This is a genomic window from Pseudomonas sp. GW821-FHT07G10, from assembly GCF_059418545.1.
This window is the reverse complement of record NZ_JBWKQB010000015.1, coordinates 1-17103: the sequence shown is the minus strand read 5'-3', so window position 1 is coordinate 17103 and position 17103 is coordinate 1. Positions and strand designations below refer to the sequence as shown.

At 56.9% G+C, this 17103-nt stretch carries 14 protein-coding genes; 6 read left to right on the top strand and 8 right to left on the bottom strand.

Translation table 11 applies throughout. The features are described from left to right. Positions 1–346: 346 nt before the first annotated feature. The 6 genes from AC07O1_RS17265 (at position 347) to AC07O1_RS17240 (ending at position 6061) form a co-directional block, all read left to right on the top strand. Positions 347–1402, top strand: a complete 1056-nt coding sequence (locus tag AC07O1_RS17265) for an ABC transporter substrate-binding protein (protein ID WP_495089495.1) — start codon at positions 347–349, stop codon at positions 1400–1402. Positions 1403–1577: 175 nt separating this feature from the next. After that, on the top strand, positions 1578–2465 hold the full coding sequence (locus tag AC07O1_RS17260) for an ABC transporter permease (RefSeq protein WP_495023515.1): 888 nt from the start codon (positions 1578–1580) through the stop codon (positions 2463–2465). Continuing rightward, positions 2455–3225 carry an ABC transporter permease gene (locus AC07O1_RS17255; protein ID WP_495089494.1) on the top strand — a complete coding sequence of 257 codons (771 nt, stop codon included), beginning with the start codon at positions 2455–2457 and terminating at the stop codon, positions 3223–3225. Before AC07O1_RS17260 ends, AC07O1_RS17255 begins: the two co-directional genes overlap by 11 nt. Before the next feature lie 9 nt (positions 3226–3234). After that, positions 3235–4263, top strand: a complete 1029-nt coding sequence (locus tag AC07O1_RS17250) for an ABC transporter ATP-binding protein (RefSeq protein WP_494993181.1) — start codon at positions 3235–3237, stop codon at positions 4261–4263. Next, the gene (locus AC07O1_RS17245; protein ID WP_495089493.1) at positions 4260–4967 is read left to right on the top strand and encodes an HAD family hydrolase; all 708 of its coding nucleotides are present in this window, start codon (positions 4260–4262) and stop codon (positions 4965–4967) included. The genes AC07O1_RS17250 and AC07O1_RS17245 overlap by 4 nt, the downstream gene beginning before the upstream one ends. Beyond that, positions 4958–6061, top strand: a complete 1104-nt coding sequence (locus tag AC07O1_RS17240) for a sugar phosphate isomerase/epimerase family protein (protein ID WP_495089492.1) — start codon at positions 4958–4960, stop codon at positions 6059–6061. Before AC07O1_RS17245 ends, AC07O1_RS17240 begins: the two co-directional genes overlap by 10 nt. Before the next feature lie 110 nt (positions 6062–6171). Here the strand turns inward: AC07O1_RS17240 and AC07O1_RS17235 are convergent, their stop codons facing one another. From AC07O1_RS17235 to gcvP, 8 genes are all read right to left on the bottom strand, one after another. Continuing rightward, on the bottom strand, positions 6172–7065 hold the full coding sequence (locus AC07O1_RS17235) for a polysaccharide deacetylase family protein (RefSeq protein WP_495089491.1): 894 nt from the start codon (positions 7063–7065) through the stop codon (positions 6172–6174). Positions 7066–7126: 61 nt separating this feature from the next. Further along, a complete protein-coding gene (locus AC07O1_RS17230; RefSeq protein ID WP_495089490.1) occupies positions 7127–8035 on the bottom strand; it encodes an NAD-dependent epimerase/dehydratase family protein in 909 nt (302 codons plus the stop codon). Positions 8036–8124: 89 nt separating this feature from the next. Continuing rightward, complete coding sequence (locus AC07O1_RS17225) at positions 8125–8859, bottom strand: SDR family NAD(P)-dependent oxidoreductase (RefSeq protein WP_495089489.1); 735 nt, start codon at positions 8857–8859, stop codon at positions 8125–8127. A 97-nt stretch (positions 8860–8956) separates the two neighbouring features. Then, positions 8957–10387: an APC family permease gene (locus AC07O1_RS17220; protein ID WP_495089488.1), complete on the bottom strand. Its 1431-nt coding sequence runs from the start codon at positions 10385–10387 to the stop codon at positions 8957–8959. A gap of 624 nt (positions 10388–11011) precedes the next feature. Continuing rightward, a complete protein-coding gene (gene lipA, locus AC07O1_RS17215) occupies positions 11012–11989 on the bottom strand; it encodes a lipoyl synthase (protein ID WP_495089487.1) in 978 nt (325 codons plus the stop codon). A gap of 46 nt (positions 11990–12035) precedes the next feature. Beyond that, positions 12036–13157 (bottom strand): glycine cleavage system aminomethyltransferase GcvT, encoded by a 1122-nt coding sequence (gcvT, locus tag AC07O1_RS17210; RefSeq protein WP_495089486.1) that lies wholly within the window; start codon positions 13155–13157, stop codon positions 12036–12038. A gap of 79 nt (positions 13158–13236) precedes the next feature. Then, positions 13237–14493, bottom strand: coding sequence for a serine hydroxymethyltransferase (glyA, locus tag AC07O1_RS17205; RefSeq protein ID WP_495089485.1), 1257 nt, complete (start codon positions 14491–14493; stop codon positions 13237–13239). A gap of 157 nt (positions 14494–14650) precedes the next feature. Next, positions 14651–17103, bottom strand: a 2453-nt coding sequence (gene gcvP / locus AC07O1_RS17200; protein ID WP_495089484.1) for an aminomethyl-transferring glycine dehydrogenase, incomplete at its 5' end; no start/stop codon positions are given.

The following is a 17103-nucleotide window of genomic DNA, read 5'->3' as shown; positions in this document are numbered from 1 at the left end:
TTCATTACCTTTACGACATTCAACTGACTCTCTTCGGGCACACCTCGCCCACTACCCCTCTGACGTTTGATCACCCGAAGCGGGTGCTCGACCTTCGTCCGCGTTTGCGCTCAGGTGCATCTTGGGATCGCGTTTACCTTCCTTGTTCCTGGTCGAGCCGGGCACGTGAATGTGCTGCAACGACAGCCCTCAGTGCGCCTCGATCAACGCCAGCAGGTCGTTCCAGGGCAGCACCTGTTCCATCTCGATCAGGCGCTTAACGCGTCCCAACTGTCACATTTCGGTCATTTTTTATGGGTAGCATCCAGTTTCCGCCTCAATCTGGTCTATACCACACGGCTATCCCATGAAAAAAATGCTGATTACGAGTTTGCTTGCAAGTGCCTTGTCGATTGCAGTTTCTAGTGCGTACGCGCAGCCGGACCTGGATGTTTTAGTCGCCGCCGCCAAAAAAGAAGGCGCGGTCAATAGCTTGGGCATGCCGGATAACTGGGCGAACTGGAAAGATACGTGGGCCCAGATCACGCAAAAATACGGCCTGGTACATCAGGACACCGACATGAGTTCGGGACAGGAAGTCGCAAAATTCGACGCTGAAAAATCAAACGCGTCAGGCGATATCGGCGACGTTGGCCAATCTTTCGGCCCGATTGCAGTCAGAAAGGGCGTTACCCAGGCCTACAAGCCGACCACCTGGGACGATATTCCGGCTTGGGCCAAGGATGCAGACGGTCATTGGGTGGTGGCTTACAGCGGGACCATTTCCTTCATCAGCAACAACAAGCTGGTCAAGGATCCGCCCAAGACCTGGGGCGATTTGCTCAAAGGCAACTATAAGGTCACCGTAGGCGAAGTGGGCGTCTCGGCGCAGGCCAATAGCGCTCTGCTGGCAGCGGCGATTGCCAATGGCGGCAATGAAAAGAATCTGCAACCTGCGTATAAGTTATTTGCCGAGCTGGCTAAACAAGGGCGGCTTTCCATGACCGATGCGAATATCGCCAACATGGAAAAAGGTGAGGTGGAAGTTGCGCTGTTATGGGACTTCACATCATTAAGCTACCGCGACAAGATTGATCCATCCCAGTTCACGGTATCCATTCCCGTGGACGGTAGCGTGAGTGCTGGCTATTCAACCCTCATCAACAAATACGCACAGCATCCGAACGCCGCCAAACTGGCGCGTGAATACATCTTCAGCGATGCCGGCCAGATTAACCTGGCGCGTGGTTATGCGCGTCCGATTCGCAGCAACGTCGTCCTGCCGAAGGATGTAACAGACAAGATGCTGTCGGCTGAGCAATATCGTAACGCCAAACCGATCCAGGATTTTGCAGCTTGGGAGACGACCACCAAGGCCATACCACGACAGTGGCAAGAACAAGTCATGATTTATAACAAGTAATTCCACCCGCGTTAGTTCGCTTCTAAAAACCTGCTGCGCGACTTGAGTCGTTCGCTATGGTTTTTAGAGGCGAGCATTAGAACAGAGAGCAGGGCAATGGTCGCACTAAGGTTTTGCTGCGGCCGTATCTCGCGCTCACTTATCAAAAACCATGTAATACGGAATTGCTAGCTGTATGACATCTGCATCGAATCCGCTGGCAATCCCAGCGACTATCGACACCCCGCATTACCCGCGCTTTCGCCACTGGCGGGCGGCGTTGGTCCTGCTGCCCTTGTTATGTGTATTGGTGCTGTTTTCACTGGCACCGACAGCATGGCTGCTGATCAACAGCGTGCAGGTTGATGGCGCATGGTCGCTGGCCAATTTCAGCGAGATCCTGCATTCGCCGTTTTACCGGCAGGCCTTTGGCAACAGCCTTTGGGTTTGCGTCTGCTCCAGCCTGATTGGATTAGCCATCGCGCTGGTGGCCGCCGCTTCGTTGAAACGGGTGGATTGCGTTGTCCGCGACATGACGGTGGCATTCACCAATATGGCCAGCAATCTGAGTGGGGTGTCATTGGCATTCGCCTTCATTATCGTGATGGGAACCAATGGCGCCGTGACATTGCTCTTGCGGCGATGGGGTTGGCTGGCTGACTTTAATCTATACACGCAGACTGGGCTGACGCTGATTTACAGCTATTTCCAGATACCACTAGCGGTACTGTTGCTCTATCCAGCCTTTGATGCGCTGCAAGACGATTGGCAAGAGGCCGCCTCCTTGCTGGGTGCCAGCCGTGCCAGTTACTGGCGCCTGGTTGCGTTACCGGTGCTGCTGCCAGCGATATTCGGCACTTTCATTTTGTTGTTGGCTAATGCCATGGGGGCGTATGCCAGTGCATACGCACTGATGACCTCTAACTACAACCTGGTCACCATCCGCATTTCCAGCCTGGTAGCTGGGGACATTTCTCTGGAACCGAATCTGGCGGCAGCACTGTCCGTGCTTCTGGTGGCGATGCTGGTGTTCGTGGCGATGGTCAACCAGTTCTTAATGAAGAGAAGCTACCATGCACACTAACCGTTATCACCAGTTGGTGCTGTTTGGCTTGATGGCTCTACTCAGTATCCCTGTTCTGGCGACCCTGATTTATTCATTTTCCCAGCACTGGAGTGCAACGATATTACCCGAGGGGCTGACGTTCGACTGGTATCTAAAGTTGTGGCAAGAGCCGCGCTTCTTGACCGCATTTAGCCACTCCCTGTTGATTGCACTGGGCACATTGGTTTTCAGCACAGTGGTCATCGTGCCTGCCGCATTTGTTGTGTTCTATTATTTTCCACACTTGGATCGTTGGATGAACATCCTGATTTTGATCCAGTTCGCGGTGCCGCCTGTGGTCTCGTCAGTGGGCTTGTTGCAGATTTATGCCGACGGCCCGTTACCGCTGATCGGTACTCCGTGGGTACTGATAGGGTGCTATTTCACGATTGTCCTGCCGTTCATGTACCGGGCACTCGCCAACGGTCTGCAAGGGCTGAACGTGCGTGACCTGATGGATGCGGCGCATCTGCTAGGGGCAAGCACTACCGCGGCTTTTTTGCGGGTGATCTTGCCCAATATCCGCAAGGGCCTGATGGCATCGTTGTTTCTCTCGTTCTCCTTCCTGCTCGGCGAGTTTGTATTTGCCAACATACTGGTTGGCAGCCGTTACGAAACCTTGAACGTCTATCTCTATTCCGTGCGCTCCACCAGCGGCCATTTTATGAGTGCCGTGGTGATGAGCTATTTCATATTTACGCTGGGCGTGACCTGGATTGCCACCCGCTTGAGTCGATAGGACTGTGCGATGAATTATCTTGAAGTATCCAACTTGTCGAAATACTTCGGCAAAGGCTCGGGCAAGACCCGCGTGTTTGACGACATCAATTTCAATATCAAGGAAGGCGAACTGGTGACCCTGCTCGGCCCCAGTGGCTGCGGCAAGTCGACCTTATTACGCTGCGTCGCCGGTTTAACTGAAGTCGATAGCGGCCAGATTCATGTGGCGGGAAATAACATTACCCATGTTGCTCCGCAAAAACGCGGCATAGGCATGGTATTCCAGAGTTATGCGTTGTTTCCGAATCTGACGGTGATGGGCAATATTGCCTTCGGCCTGAAAATGCAGGGCGTCTGTGTCGATGAAACCTTCCAACGAGTGACCGACGCGGTACGTCTGGTTGAATTGCAGGGGCACGAGAATAAATTCGTGAGTCAGCTCTCCGGCGGCCAGCGTCAGCGTGTCGCCCTGGCGCGGGCATTGGTGGTGCGGCCGCGCATCCTGTTGCTGGATGAACCACTGTCGGCACTGGATGCGCGCATCCGCAAGAACTTGCAGGAAGAGATCAGACGGATCCAGTCGCAGCTGAAACTGACGACCATTTTCGTGACCCATGATCAGGAAGAAGCGCTGATGCTGTCCGACCGCATCATTGTCATGGATGGCGGTCGCATCGTACAGGAAGGGAGCGCGGAGACCATCTACACCCGTCCAGCCAATGGTTTTGTAGCGCGCTTCATGGGCAGCTACAACCTGCTGGATGCCAGCCAGGCGGAACAACTGCTTGGCCTGCACATACAAGGACAACTGGCAATCCGGCCGGAAGCGATCCATGTGGCGCAAGCCGGCCGCAGCTATGGCCCACATCTGGGCGCGCCGTGCCGCGCCACGGTACGTCACCATCAACTGCTCGGTAATGTCATTCGTTACCACGTCGATGCGCAAGGCTGCTCGTTGATGGTCGATATGCTCAATCGCAGTTCGCAATCCTTGCTGCCGGCAGGCGCGCGGCTCGACCTGCTGTTCAATCGTGAAGAACTGCAGGAGGTTGCATGACTATTTTGGCTATTTTTGACATGGACGACACCATTATCGATTGCGATAGCTCCAGTCTCTGGCTGCGCTATCTGGTGCAGCGCGGAGTGGCAGCAGCCGACATGCTGGTCACCGAGCAGGCGATGATGCAAGCCTATCATCTGGGCGAACTATCCATGGCGCAGTACATGGACTTTACGCTCCAACCGTTGTCTGGAGTGGCCGTCAGCGAAGTGGAACGATGGGCTGATGACTTTGTCTCCAGCATGATTTCCACGCGCATATTTCCAGCCGCGCGTCGGCAAATTGAGTGGCATCGCCAACAGGGAGACACGCTATTAATCATCTCGGCTACGGCTGACTTTATCGTCCGCCGTATCGCGGCCATGCTGGGCGTGAGCGAGGTGATCGCCATCGAGCTTGAACAGGTAGCAGGCAGCTTTACCGGTGCGACTAAAGGGGTGCTCAGTTTTCGGGAAGGCAAGGTAGAGCGCTTGCAGGCGTGGCTGCAGGACCATGGCAACAGCTTGCAGGGCAGCTATGGCTACAGTGACTCGGTGAATGATTTGCCGCTATTGCACGCGGTCCAGCACGCGTGCGTCGTCAACCCCGCGCCAGCGCTCAAACAGGTATCCGACCAGCATCAATGGCGACAGTATGACTGGCAGTTGGCGCAACATGAGCCCAGCGTTATGGGTCAGACCCAAGGGGTAGCATGCCGTTGATCCAGTTGCGTTTCGATGCATTATTGCGCCACAAAGCAGCAGGCCTGCCGGTACCTCAGCTAACCCCGGCGCTGGCGACCAAGCTGCTTGAACGACTCGATGGCATGCGCTTGTTCGCCCATGCTTACCCCCAGCTGATGAAGCTGACCTATGGAACATACCGGCCGATTGACCTGCTGGATTTCGCCTATCGTCATGCACTCGACGGCATCAGCATTCATCTGCTGGATGGCGAAGAGCGCAGTCTTCAGTGGATGAGCGACGATCAACTGCGCATTGTCAGCCAAAGGGCCGAGGCGCTGGGGTTGGACATCCACCTGGAAATCAGTAGTACCCAAAAGGCGGACGTGGATCGGGTGGTTGAGGTGGCGCATGTTATGGGGGTGCAGAACATCCGCGTCTATTCGCGCTATGGAGGACGGCTTTCCGACGTTTTAAACACCATCGAATCGGACTTGCACTACCTCGCCAGACAAGCCGAACGGTATGACCTCTACATTGACTTTGAACAGCATGAAGAGCTGAAAAGTAGCGAGATTGTCACGCTGCTCGAGCGCATCAATCATCCACGGCTGCACGCGCTGTTCGATTTCGGCAATATGATCAATGCCGCCGAACAACCGTTAGCGGCGCTGAAAACCCTGGCTTCGCATATCCGGCAAGTGCACATGAAAGGTGTGCGTGTCGTTCCCGAGGAAAATGGAGTCGGTCACTATGGCGTGCTACAGGGCAGTGCCGAGGATGACCTGCCCAATGCCCGTATGTTGTTCGAGCTGTTGATGCTCGGAGAGAATGGATCCCAGGTCATCGCTTTTATCCTGGAGCAGGAAAACCACTATATCGCCCCCGCATTCCGTCAAGTGGACGAGGGCGAAGACCCCATTATTCCTTACCGAGAGATGAGTCAAACCTCATTGCCCGAAGGTTTTACGCTGGAGCAGATGATGGCCGAGGAGGAGCGTTGGGCAATCAACCAGATCGCTTATGTCCGCGGTCTGCTGCAAGAGTTCAGATTGCTGGCAGAACTTGCGCTTCAGCGGGAGGGGTCCCTGCCAGGAGGAAAGAGTTCATCCATCATTCCTTCGAAATCGTAAAACTCATACTTGGGTCGCGGTCCATATTCAATACCGTTTGATGACTACAAGCAGTAAAAAAGCGGCCATCCACAGATGGCCGCTCTCAATCAGCCTTCCACCAGAGCAGACTATTTATTGGCTTTCACTGGCCCTCGATAGTAAGGCAGGTTATCAATCCGTGGCGTGTAGGCGCCACTCGCCACGCTGTTCTGAACATGCGCCGCGATCTCGTCCATACGAGCGAACCAAACATCGCCTTTAGACATCATATAGTCGATCAGTTTGGTGACCTCATGCCACCGCGCCAGACGACCAGAAAGGAACGGGTGCCAAACCGGTATGAACAGACCTCCGTATTCCCACGCGGCATCAAACTCGGCCTTGAACACCTCAACTGCTCGTTGAGGCGATTGAATCGGCATCTGAAAATCAAGGTCGATACTGTGCATATACTGAGGCCAGTCATCCAGGGCCCAGCTTGAAGGCAGCTCCACCAGTTCGCCAGCAGAGGTCCGTAACAGATAAGGAATATCATCTCCCATCAATGATGCGTCATAACTGAAGCCGCGCTCGATCAACAGGTCAGCAGAGTGCTCTGACATGTTATAGAGCGGTGCCCGCCATCCGCGCGGTGCCTGGCCGGTAAAGCGCTTGATGGTGTCGCAGCCGCGATCGAGCCAGTAAGCTTCCTCGTCTCGACTCAGCTCGTTTGGATGCTCATGTATGTAGCCATGATGGGCAATCTCGTGACCACCTTCGACAATCGCCTCAATGGCTTTGGGATAGTGCTCGATGCACCAGGCCGGGATAAAAAATGTCTGTTTGATCTGGAAACGTCGATACGTCTCCAGAATCCTTGGCACCGCCACATCAGGACCGTATTGCAGCATTGAAATACTGGCAACCCGTGTCGCTGAGTCTTTGGGGTGTGCCACATGCAGAATGCTGTCTGCATCCATATCAAAGGTAAAGGCTACGGCACAGCGTGCGCCATTTGGCCAAATAATAGGGTTGTTAATCATGCTTGCTCCTGACTGCAATAATTACCAAAAATACGTCTGTAACAGCTGCCGAGAACTGATATCAATATTCGTGATCAATTAGCCAGTCAGAATAATGTGCTATGCCTTGTTCAAGGCTCCACTGCGCTCGATACCCCAATTCCCGCTCCGCAGCACTAAGATCCCACTCTCCCTGTCGATCCAGATGCCAGTAACCACCACCGATTTCGATCTGGGCAGCAGGCATCAGCTTCCTGATGATATCGACTGCCTCATGCAGCCTCCAGGGACGATCGCCCGCAATATTAAACACACTGCCTTTGATGTCTTTAGCTTCCGTCGCTATCAGTACCGCACGGACAACGTCTTGCACATGAATATAATGGAATCGATGGTCGCCACCGGAAGGCAGTGTGAACTTTTCACCACGATGAACGGCTTTAAGTATATCCCTGAGAATTTGTGGCATTTTATTTTCAGGGCCATAGACTTCCGCAATTCTCAGCGAGATGACTTCCATGCCATAGAGTTCGTTATAGACCCGACCAAAGTGTTCAGTGGCCAGCTTGGTTACACCGTAAGGCGTGGTTGGGTTGACCGGCACTTGTTCATTAACCACGCCCTCGACATGCCCATAGACCGCCTCGGAAGAGAAATTGACGAGCTTTTTAACGCCTGCCATGCGCATGGCTTCAAGTAAATGAATGGTGCCATCGATATTGGCCGCCACCGTGGTGATCGGGAGCTCTATGGACAAGTCAGGGTGCGACATGGCCGCTGTATGAATGACGCGATCAACCCCAAACTCCTGGAGGGTCCTGACAATTTTCGGAATATCGAACAACTCACCCTGTACGGCAGTCATGAATTCCGACTTGGCCTCTGAGTAGTCACGATTGTAGCTCACCACGTGAACACCTTGCTCACTGAGCTTCTTGGTTAGGTATCGACCCACATAACCCAGACCACCGGTAATCATTACAGCGCTCATTTTGTATTCCTCTTATTATAATTACGCTCGAGCCACTTATTTAATATGGAGAAATCCGGGCTCACTGAAACTCAAGTTCAACCAGCCAATCAGATTGCGGTTCCGCCATTAGGGCTGATTACCTGGCCAACCATGTAATCTCCCGCGGGGCCGGCCAGGGCTTCGACCATGGCCGCAATCTCATCCGGCTTGCCGAAGCGCTTCAATGGAATCGCCTCGCGCGTCTCATCGTTGTATTCGATGGTGTCCTTGATCAGCATGTCCGTCTCGATCGGGCCCGGTGCCACCGTGTTCACCAGGACACCTGACGAGGCAACCTCCTTTGCAACCGCTTTTGTCAGCGCGATCACCCCACCCTTGGAGGCGCAGTACGCCGCGTAGGTCGCAAATCCAATCAGCCCCAACTCGGAGCTGATATTGATGATCCGCCCTTGACCGCGAGCCAGCATGCCTGGCAATACGGCCTGCATACAGGCCCACGTCCCCCCGAGATTGGTGCTGATCATCTGCTCCCACTGAGCCCAGGTCGTCTGTGCAACGGTGGCAGAAACCAGCCGCCCGGCATTATTGACAAGGATGTCGACCCGCCCGTAGCGACGCTCTGCCTCCCGGATGATTCCGGCTGCCGCTTCAGGATCACTGACATCCGCTTGAACTGTGATGCCATCGCCACCGTTTTCTTCGGCGAGACCTATCACCGCTTCCAGTTCATCGCTGCAGTCGAAGTAGTTCAGTACCAAATGATCGCCATTGGCAGCAAAGCGCCTGGCGGTCGCCAGCCCAATACCCTTTCCAGCCCCAGTGATAACGACAACGCGCTTCATAGTTTCACCTATAGTTTTAATTAGAGTGATATTCAGGCTCGGTAATAGATTCGGCTAAAGCAGGCCTTCATCGTGAAGTTCTGCCTTACCCTCGGCATCATGATTGAACGGAGACTTTAGAAAGCACAGTTCGCTTGGAGATATACGAGCGCCATACCAGGATTATTACCCCGGACACTATTGTCAGCACTCCCAAGTACCAGGCGGTGTACATGTCTTCCGGAGAAACCGGATTTGCCCCAGCGGTATAGCCAATGTATCCCAGCACAAGGATTGCCAGAGACGCCGGGATCGACAGTGCCAGCCACATACCGAAACTGTGACGGCGCCAGCTCATCGCAATGAACGCCGCGATAGCGGCCATGTAGGACATGACCAGCGTGATGGTCACTACGTCGTAGTACCACGAGATCTTATCCAGCGGTTTCCACCAGAGCAGCGCGATGGCGACGGCCGAAACGAGGACGCTGGCCAGCCAGGGGGACTTCGTTTTGTTGACTGAGCGCAACGCTACTGGCAGATGCCCTTCTTCACTCATCCGGTAGAGCGTACGAGCCGCCGCGCTAGAGGAAATTTGCAGTCCGGCGCAGGCCGATGTGATCACCACGAACAATGCGATCCAGGCCATGGCGGGTGGCAAGTAGACGTTAGCGACAGCAGCGATAGGTCCACCATTACCGTCTTCGATGATTGCCGCCAATTTCTCTACCGGCACCGCGAACTGCCAGCCGATAGCCGCGAGGCTGTAAATGAGAAAGGCTGAAGTCAGCACGAGCAGCATGGAGCGTTGAACCGTCCGAACCGGAATACGCGACTCTTCTATATAGTTGATCGCTGAGTCGAAGTTGGCGAGCATCCAGACGCCGAACAGCACACCCGGTCCAATCGCGGACCAACCACCAGCGCCCTGCAATGAATACATGGAGGTGATCGACAAGTCTTTGACCTGAGGATTGATCAGCCCCAGCAACCCGAGTCCAGCGACAACGCTGATTTCGAAAATCAGAAAGACGCTGGCGACTTTGGCTGTGGCATTGACTCCGTTGCAGGAAATGACCAGGAAGATCAGGATCAGGCTCGTCCCGATCACTTTAGCGCTCAGCAGTCCAGCCACTGCCGGGATCAGCGCCTGTATGTATTCAGTACCGATGATTGCGCACATGGCCATCACCGCAGTGCATGCAACCGCATACGCCCAGCCGAGCACCGTCCCTATACTGGGATGCAGAAATCGCGTAGTGAATGTGAAAATTCCACCTGCTGACGGCGCCTGTCGAGTGAGCGAGATCATGCAGAACGCCATCACCAACATCGGAAAGAAGTACGCAATCAAAATGGCCAGCGGCGCATGGTGGCCTGATATTGAGTAAAGTATCGACATCGAAGAGGCAGCGATCCAGCCTGGCGCATTGAAGCCAAGCGCCGAAAAAGTGACATCCCTGGTATTGAGCGTTGCTTTGTTAAGCGCCGTATCCAGCTCACGGACAGTGCCGTTACGGTCATAGCCGATTATTTCATAGAGGTTCATTTTTCAGGCTCTGATTAATAGCTATAGAAGGTGTTATAACGCCAAGTAGTAGTTAGTTACTTGGGCGTCGCTTTTATTATCCAGCTAAGCAGAATGCAGATATTGAAAGTCCGAACAGGTCTAATTATGGCGGTTTACCCCCGACTTGGTTTGTGTTGTTTTCTGTGTTCGTTTATCTCGTTGTCCCGAAAAAATCTTCGGCCGGGAATAAATTTTATTCAGGTTTACTTTCAGTTGCCCACATCAATGCGCGCAACGTGCGCCATGTCTGTAAACAGTTGAATTTTGGACTGAGCAATTAAGTTGACAATAATTGATTATGGGTCGGGGGAGCTGGACACCTGGGCCAGCCGGGGTCGCGTTCACAGAGTTATTCATGGTCTACCTATCGATACTGGCTACATTATTCTTGTTTTTGCCTGCTCCCTGGCAACCACCCGAATGTGCTGGCGTCGTCTAGACGCTGAGCGGGAGTGGGGCATTATAAGAACGGGCCAAAAATACCTAACATCCACAATCACAGATGCTTGTATCTGAGTTGCCGAAGTAAGCAAATGAGCAAATCGACAACCCAATGACTGGCCAGCGCCCGCTGAAGACATTCAGATTCGAGCCCACTCAAGGTCAGCGACTGCGGCTGTCGTGTACTTGCTGATCGGCACGGTAGGACGATCTTACCAATGGCCCGGAGGCGACGTTCTTGAACCCCATCTCCAACCCCATTTCGGCGAACCAGGCGAAGGTGTCCGGATGCACGAAGCGCTGCACCGGCAAGTGGCTGCGAGAGGGTTGCAGGTACTGACCGAGTGTCAGCATGTCGACCTGATGTTCGCGCATACGCTGCATCACCTCGATCACCTCGTCGTCCGTTTCGCCCAACCCGAGCATCAGGCCGGACTTGGTCGGCACCTTGGGTACGCGCTCTTTGAAGTTCTGCAGCAACGCCAGCGACCACTGGAAATCCGAGCCCGGGCGCGCAGCCTTGTACAGGCGCGGCACCGTTTCCAGGTTATGGTTGAACACGTCGGGTGGCTCCTGCTCGGTGATCGCCAGAGCCACATCCATGCGCCCGCGATAATCCGGGACCAGGGTTTCCAGCATGACGTCCGGCGACAACTTGCGAATCTCACGTAGACAGTCAGCAAAGTGCTGGGCACCGCCGTCGCGCAGGTCATCGCGGTCTACCGAAGTGATCACCACATAGTTCAGACGCAGATCGGCAATGGCGGTCGCCAGATTGCCGGGCTCCTCTGCGTCCAATGGCTTGGGTCGACCGTGACCGACGTCGCAAAAAGGGCAACGGCGAGTGCAGATATCGCCCATGATCATGAAGGTCGCGGTGCCGCCGGAAAAGCACTCACCCAGGTTTGGACAGGAAGCTTCCTCGCAGACACTGTGCAGCTTGTGCTTGCGCAGCAACGCCTTGATCCGCGCCACCTCGGGTGACGTCGATAGCGGTACGCGTATCCAATCGGGTTTGCGCGGGACCTCTTCAGTGGGGAGAATTTTTACCGGAATGCGTGCCACTTTATCGGCACCGCGCAGTTTTACGCCGGGCTGTAGTGGTTGGGGGCGCCTGTCGCTTATCTGGATTTGTGTCATATCCCTGCTCCAAAAGGTCGCGCTCTGCTATGGAGCGCGCACCTGTTCAACCACGGTAGTAACGCTGCTCAATGAATGGTGTTCTGACCACTTGCATAGGCACGACCTTGCCTCGCACCAGGGCGTACACCTCAGTCTCCTGCTGGCTGTATGCATTCTCCACATACCCCATGGCGAGAGGCCCGCCCAGACTGGGACCGAAGCCGCCGCTGGTGACCCGACCGATCACTTGCTGATTCGCATTGACGATCTGCGTGCCTTCACGCACCGGCGTACGCTCCTTGGGTAGCAGGCCGACGCGCTTGCTGACGACTCCATCACGCTGCTGAGCCAGGATTTGCTCGGCGCCCGGGAAGCCACCGGCACGTACACCGTCTGCCCGGCGAGACTTGGAAATGGCCCAGGCCAGGCTGGCTTCAATCGGCGTAGTACGCTGTTCCATATCGTGCCCGTACAGGCAAAGACCGGCTTCCAGGCGCAACGAGTCGCGGGCTCCCAGGCCGATGGCCTTGACCTCTGGCTCGGCCAACAGCGAGCGGGCCAGGACCATCGCCTGCTCCACAGGAACAGAAATTTCGTAACCATCCTCGCCGGTGTAGCCGGAACGGCTGACATAACAATCGACCCCGAGCAAGCACACGCGAGCGAACTGCATGAACGTCATGGCCTTCACCTCGGGTGCCAGACGACCCAAGACCTCGGCCGCACGCGGCCCCTGGAGAGCGAGCAAGGCGCGGCTGTCGAATAGCGATTCAACCTCGCAGTGCCCTCCCAGGTGCTGGGTCAAATGAGCCAGATCCTGGTCCTTGCAGGCGGCGTTGACCACCAGAAACAAATGATCCCCGGCATTGGCCACCATCAGGTCATCAAGGATGCCACCCTCTTCATTGGTGAACAGCGCATACCGTTGCATGCCTACTGGTAGATCGATGATATCCACTGGCACCAGCGCCTCCAGGGCCTTGGCCGCACCGGCACCGTGAAGTCGGATCTGGCCCATGTGTGAAACATCGAACAGGCCAGCCTGTTCGCGGGTGTGCTGATGTTCTTTCATAACGCCCAAGGGGTATTGCACCGGCATTTGGTAGCCTGCGAACGGCACCATGCGGGCGCCAAGTTCAAGGTGCAGTGCGTGCAAGGATGTTTTCGCGAGGGTTTCGGTGGTCATGCAACAAACTCCAAACTGAAAAGTACGATCCGCAAGAGCGAGCAAGCTCGCTCCTGATCACCTTGTAGCGCGAGGCGAATCAGTCGCGGTAAACAGGGAAATCACTGCACATGGCGGCGGCCTGTCTGGCGATATGGGCCTCGACATCGGCATCGCCGAGATGATCGAGGATGTCGCAAATCCAGCCAGCCAGCTCAATGCTCTGAGCTTCCTTGAAACCACGGCTGGTGATCGCTGGCGTGCCAATGCGCAGGCCTGATGTCACGAACGGCGATTGTGGGTCGTTCGGTACGGCATTCTTGTTGACGGTGATACCTGCACGACCGAGGGCGGCGTCGGCGTCTTTGCCGGTCAGGCCCCGACGAATCAGGCTGACCAGGAACAAGTGGTTGTCGGTGCCGCCGGACACTACATCGTAGCCACGCTGGATAAAGACTTCAGCCATCGCCTGGGCGTTGCGGATCACTTGTGCCTGATAGGTCTTGAAGCCTGGTTCCAGCGCTTCTTTAAAGCACACGGCCTTGGCGGCGATCACATGCATCAGCGGGCCGCCTTGCCCTCCGGGGAATACCGCGGCGTTGAGCTTTTTCTCCAGTTCCGGATTGGCCTTGGCCAGGATCAGTCCGCCACGTGGACCGCGCAGGGTTTTGTGAGTGGTGGTGGTGACCACGTCGGCGTATGGCAGCGGGTTCGGGTACAGACCGGCTGCAACCAGACCGGCGACGTGAGCCATGTCGACGAACAGGTAAGCGCCAACCTTGTCGGCGATCTGACGGAAGCGTGGGAAATCCAGGGTTTTCGAGTAGGCGGAGAAGCCGGCAATGATCATCTTCGGTTTGTGCTCGACGGCCAGGCGCTCGACTTCGTCGTAATCGATCAGCCCGGTCGTGGTGTCGATGCCGTACTGCACCGCGTTATACAGTTTTCCGGAAAAGCTGACTTTGGCGCCGTGGGTCAGGTGGCCGCCGTGGGCCAGGCTCATGCCCAGCACGGTGTCACCGGCTTGCAGCAGGGCCAGATAGACCGCTGCGTTGGCCTGGCTGCCGGAGTGCGGCTGGACGTTGGCGTAATCGGCGCCGAACAACTGTTTGGCTCGATCAATGGCCAGTTGCTCGACCACGTCGACGTGGTCGCAGCCGCCGTAATAGCGCTTGCCTGGATAGCCTTCGGCGTACTTGTTGGTCAGGCCACTGCCTTGCGCCTCCATCACCCGTTGGCTGGTGTAGTTTTCCGAGGCGATCAACTCGATGTGGTGCTCTTGCCGTGCATCTTCGGCATTCATCGCTGCCAGCAGTTCGTCGTCGTAGCCTTTGATCTGGTCGTGCTTGCTGAACATAGTGAAATCCTCTGTTGTTCTCTGGGGGGCTGACGTGCACCTGTAGGAGCGAGCTTGCTCGCGATGGACTTGAAGCTGACGCGTTTCGTCAGGAAGCCCGCGTTATCGTTAGCGACCATCGCGAGCAAGCTCGCTCCTACAGGGCAATGCGTTGTTTTTATGCGTCTTGGTAGTCCGCAATCGACGGGCAGGCGCAGATCAGGTTGCGATCGCCGAACACGTTGTCGACCCGACCGACCGGTGGCCAGTACTTGCCCTCGATCAACGATGCAACCGGGTACACCGCCTGTTCACGGCTGTACGGATGCGTCCACTCGCCAACGATTTCCGCCGCGGTGTGCGGGGCGTTTTTCAACGGGTTGTCGTCCTGGTCCAGGGTGCCGTTTTCCACCGCGCGGATTTCTTCGCGGATGCGGATCATGGCGTCGCAGAAGCGGTCCAGTTCTTCCTTGGCTTCGCTTTCGGTCGGCTCGATCATCAAGGTGCCGGCCACCGGGAAGGACATGGTCGGGGCGTGGAAGCCGAAGTCGATCAGGCGTTTGGCGACGTCATCGACGCTGATGCCGCTGCTGTCTTTCAATGGGCGCAGATCGAGGATGCATTCGTGGGCCACCAGGCCGTTGCTGCCGGTGTACAGCACCGGGTAGTGCTCTTCGAGGCGCCGGGAAATGTAGTTGGCATTGAGGATCGCCAGCTGCGAGGCACGCTTGAGGCCCGCGCCACCCATCATCCGAATGTACATCCAGGTGATCGGCAGAATGCTCGCGCTGCCGAACGGTGCCGCGCAGACCGCGCCTTCCTTGCGTTCCATCGTGCCGTGACCCGGCAGGAACGGCGTCAGGTGCGATTTCACGCCAATCGGGCCGACACCCGGGCCGCCACCGCCGTGGGGGATGCAGAAAGTCTTGTGCAGGTTCAGGTGGGACACGTCGCCGCCGAACTTGCCCGGTGCGCAGAGACCGACCATGGCGTTCATGTTGGCGCCGTCGATGTACACCTGGCCGCCGTGGTCATGGATGATCCCGCAGATTTCGCGGATGCCTTCTTCGAACACGCCGTGGGTCGAGGGGTAGGTGATCATCAGCGCGGCGAGGTGTTCGCGGTGCTCGATGGCCTTGGCGCGCAGGTCTTCGAGGTCGACGTTGCCGCGGGCATCGCACGCGGTGACCACCACGCGCATGCCGGCCATGTTGGCGGTCGCCGGGTTGGTGCCGTGGGCCGACGAGGGGATCAGGCAGATGTCGCGACGGTCTTCGCCACGGCTCTGGTGATACGCGCGGATCGCCAGCAGGCCGGCGTACTCGCCCTGGGAACCGGCGTTGGGTTGCAGGGAGATGGCGTCGTAACCGGTGGCGGCGCAGAGCATCGCTTCCAGTTCATCGGTCAGCTGCTGATAACCGGCGCTCTGCTCGGCCGGGGCGAACGGGTGCAGGGCACCGAATTCGGCCCAGGTCACCGGGATCATTTCGCTGGCGGCGTTGAGTTTCATGGTGCACGAGCCCAGCGGGATCATGGTGCGATCCAGGGCCAGGTCCTTGTCGGCGAGTTTGCGCAGGTAGCGCATCAGCTCGGTTTCCGAGTGATAACGGTTGAACACCGGGTGGCTGAGGATCGGCGATTGGCGCACCAGTGCCGCCGGGATGCGGCTTTCGACCGAGGCGGCGAGGGCGGCGAAGTTCGGCAGGGCCTTACCGTCGGCCAGCACGCGCCACAGGGTTTCGATGTCCGCCTGGCTGGTGGTTTCGTCCAGCGACAGACCCAGACGTTCGCCATCGACCACCCGCAGGTTGATGCGCTGGGCGCGGGCCTGGTCGTGCAGGGCGGCGGTGTTGGCGCCGGTGGCCAGGGTCAGGGTGTCGAAGAAGTGTTCCTGCTCGACGTTCAGGCCCAGATCGCTCAAGCCTTGGGCGAGGATCGCGGTCAGCTGATGGATGCGCTGGGCGATCTGTGTCAGGCCTTTGGGGCCATGGTAGACGGCGTACATGCTGGCGATGTTGGCCAGCAGCACCTGCGCGGTGCAGATGTTGCTGGTGGCTTTCTCGCGGCGGATGTGTTGCTCGCGGGTCTGCATGGCCAGGCGCAGGGCCGGCTTGCCGAAACGGTCTACGGACACGCCGACCAGACGGCCCGGCATGTCGCGCTTGAACGCATCGCGGGTGGAGAAGTAGGCGGCGTGCGGGCCACCGAAGCCCAGCGGCACGCCGAAGCGTTGGGCGCTGCCGATGGCCACGTCGGCGCCGAATTCGCCCGGCGGGGTCAGTACGGTCAGGGCCAGCAGGTCAGCGGCCAGCGCGACCAGGGCGTTGGCGGCGTGGAAGCGTTCGGTCAGCTCGCGGTAGTCGAACAGGTCGCCGTTGCTGGCCGGGTATTGCAGCAGGGCGCCGAAGAACGCGCTGACATCGGTCAGCTCGCGTTCGTCGCCGACCACCACCTCGATGCCCAGTGGCTCGGCACGGGTGCGCAAGACGTCGAGGGTCTGCGGGTGGCAGTGGCGGGAAGCGAAGAAGGCGTGGCTGCCTTTGTTCTTGCTCAAGCGTTTGCAGAAGGTCATGGCTTCGGCAGCGGCGGTGGCTTCATCGAGCAGCGAGGCGTTGGCGATCGGCAGGCCGG

Excerpts from the sequence above, each read along its gene's own strand:
- AC07O1_RS17265 (WP_495089495.1), top strand. The coding sequence starts at position 347 with ATGAAAAAAATGCTGATTACGAGTTTGCTTGCAAGTGCCTTGTCGATT.
- AC07O1_RS17260 (WP_495023515.1), top strand. The coding sequence starts at position 1,578 with ATGACATCTGCATCGAATCCGCTGGCAATCCCAGCGACTATCGACACC.
- AC07O1_RS17255 (WP_495089494.1), top strand. The coding sequence starts at position 2,455 with ATGCACACTAACCGTTATCACCAGTTGGTGCTGTTTGGCTTGATGGCT.
- AC07O1_RS17250 (WP_494993181.1), top strand. The coding sequence starts at position 3,235 with ATGAATTATCTTGAAGTATCCAACTTGTCGAAATACTTCGGCAAAGGC.
- AC07O1_RS17245 (WP_495089493.1), top strand. The coding sequence starts at position 4,260 with ATGACTATTTTGGCTATTTTTGACATGGACGACACCATTATCGATTGC.
- AC07O1_RS17240 (WP_495089492.1), top strand. The coding sequence starts at position 4,958 with ATGCCGTTGATCCAGTTGCGTTTCGATGCATTATTGCGCCACAAAGCA.
- AC07O1_RS17235 (WP_495089491.1), bottom strand. The coding sequence starts at position 7,065 with ATGATTAACAACCCTATTATTTGGCCAAATGGCGCACGCTGTGCCGTA.
- AC07O1_RS17230 (WP_495089490.1), bottom strand. The coding sequence starts at position 8,035 with ATGAGCGCTGTAATGATTACCGGTGGTCTGGGTTATGTGGGTCGATAC.
- AC07O1_RS17225 (WP_495089489.1), bottom strand. The coding sequence starts at position 8,859 with ATGAAGCGCGTTGTCGTTATCACTGGGGCTGGAAAGGGTATTGGGCTG.
- AC07O1_RS17220 (WP_495089488.1), bottom strand. The coding sequence starts at position 10,387 with ATGAACCTCTATGAAATAATCGGCTATGACCGTAACGGCACTGTCCGT.
- lipA (WP_495089487.1), bottom strand. The coding sequence starts at position 11,989 with ATGACACAAATCCAGATAAGCGACAGGCGCCCCCAACCACTACAGCCC.
- gcvT (WP_495089486.1), bottom strand. The coding sequence starts at position 13,157 with ATGACCACCGAAACCCTCGCGAAAACATCCTTGCACGCACTGCACCTT.
- glyA (WP_495089485.1), bottom strand. The coding sequence starts at position 14,493 with ATGTTCAGCAAGCACGACCAGATCAAAGGCTACGACGACGAACTGCTG.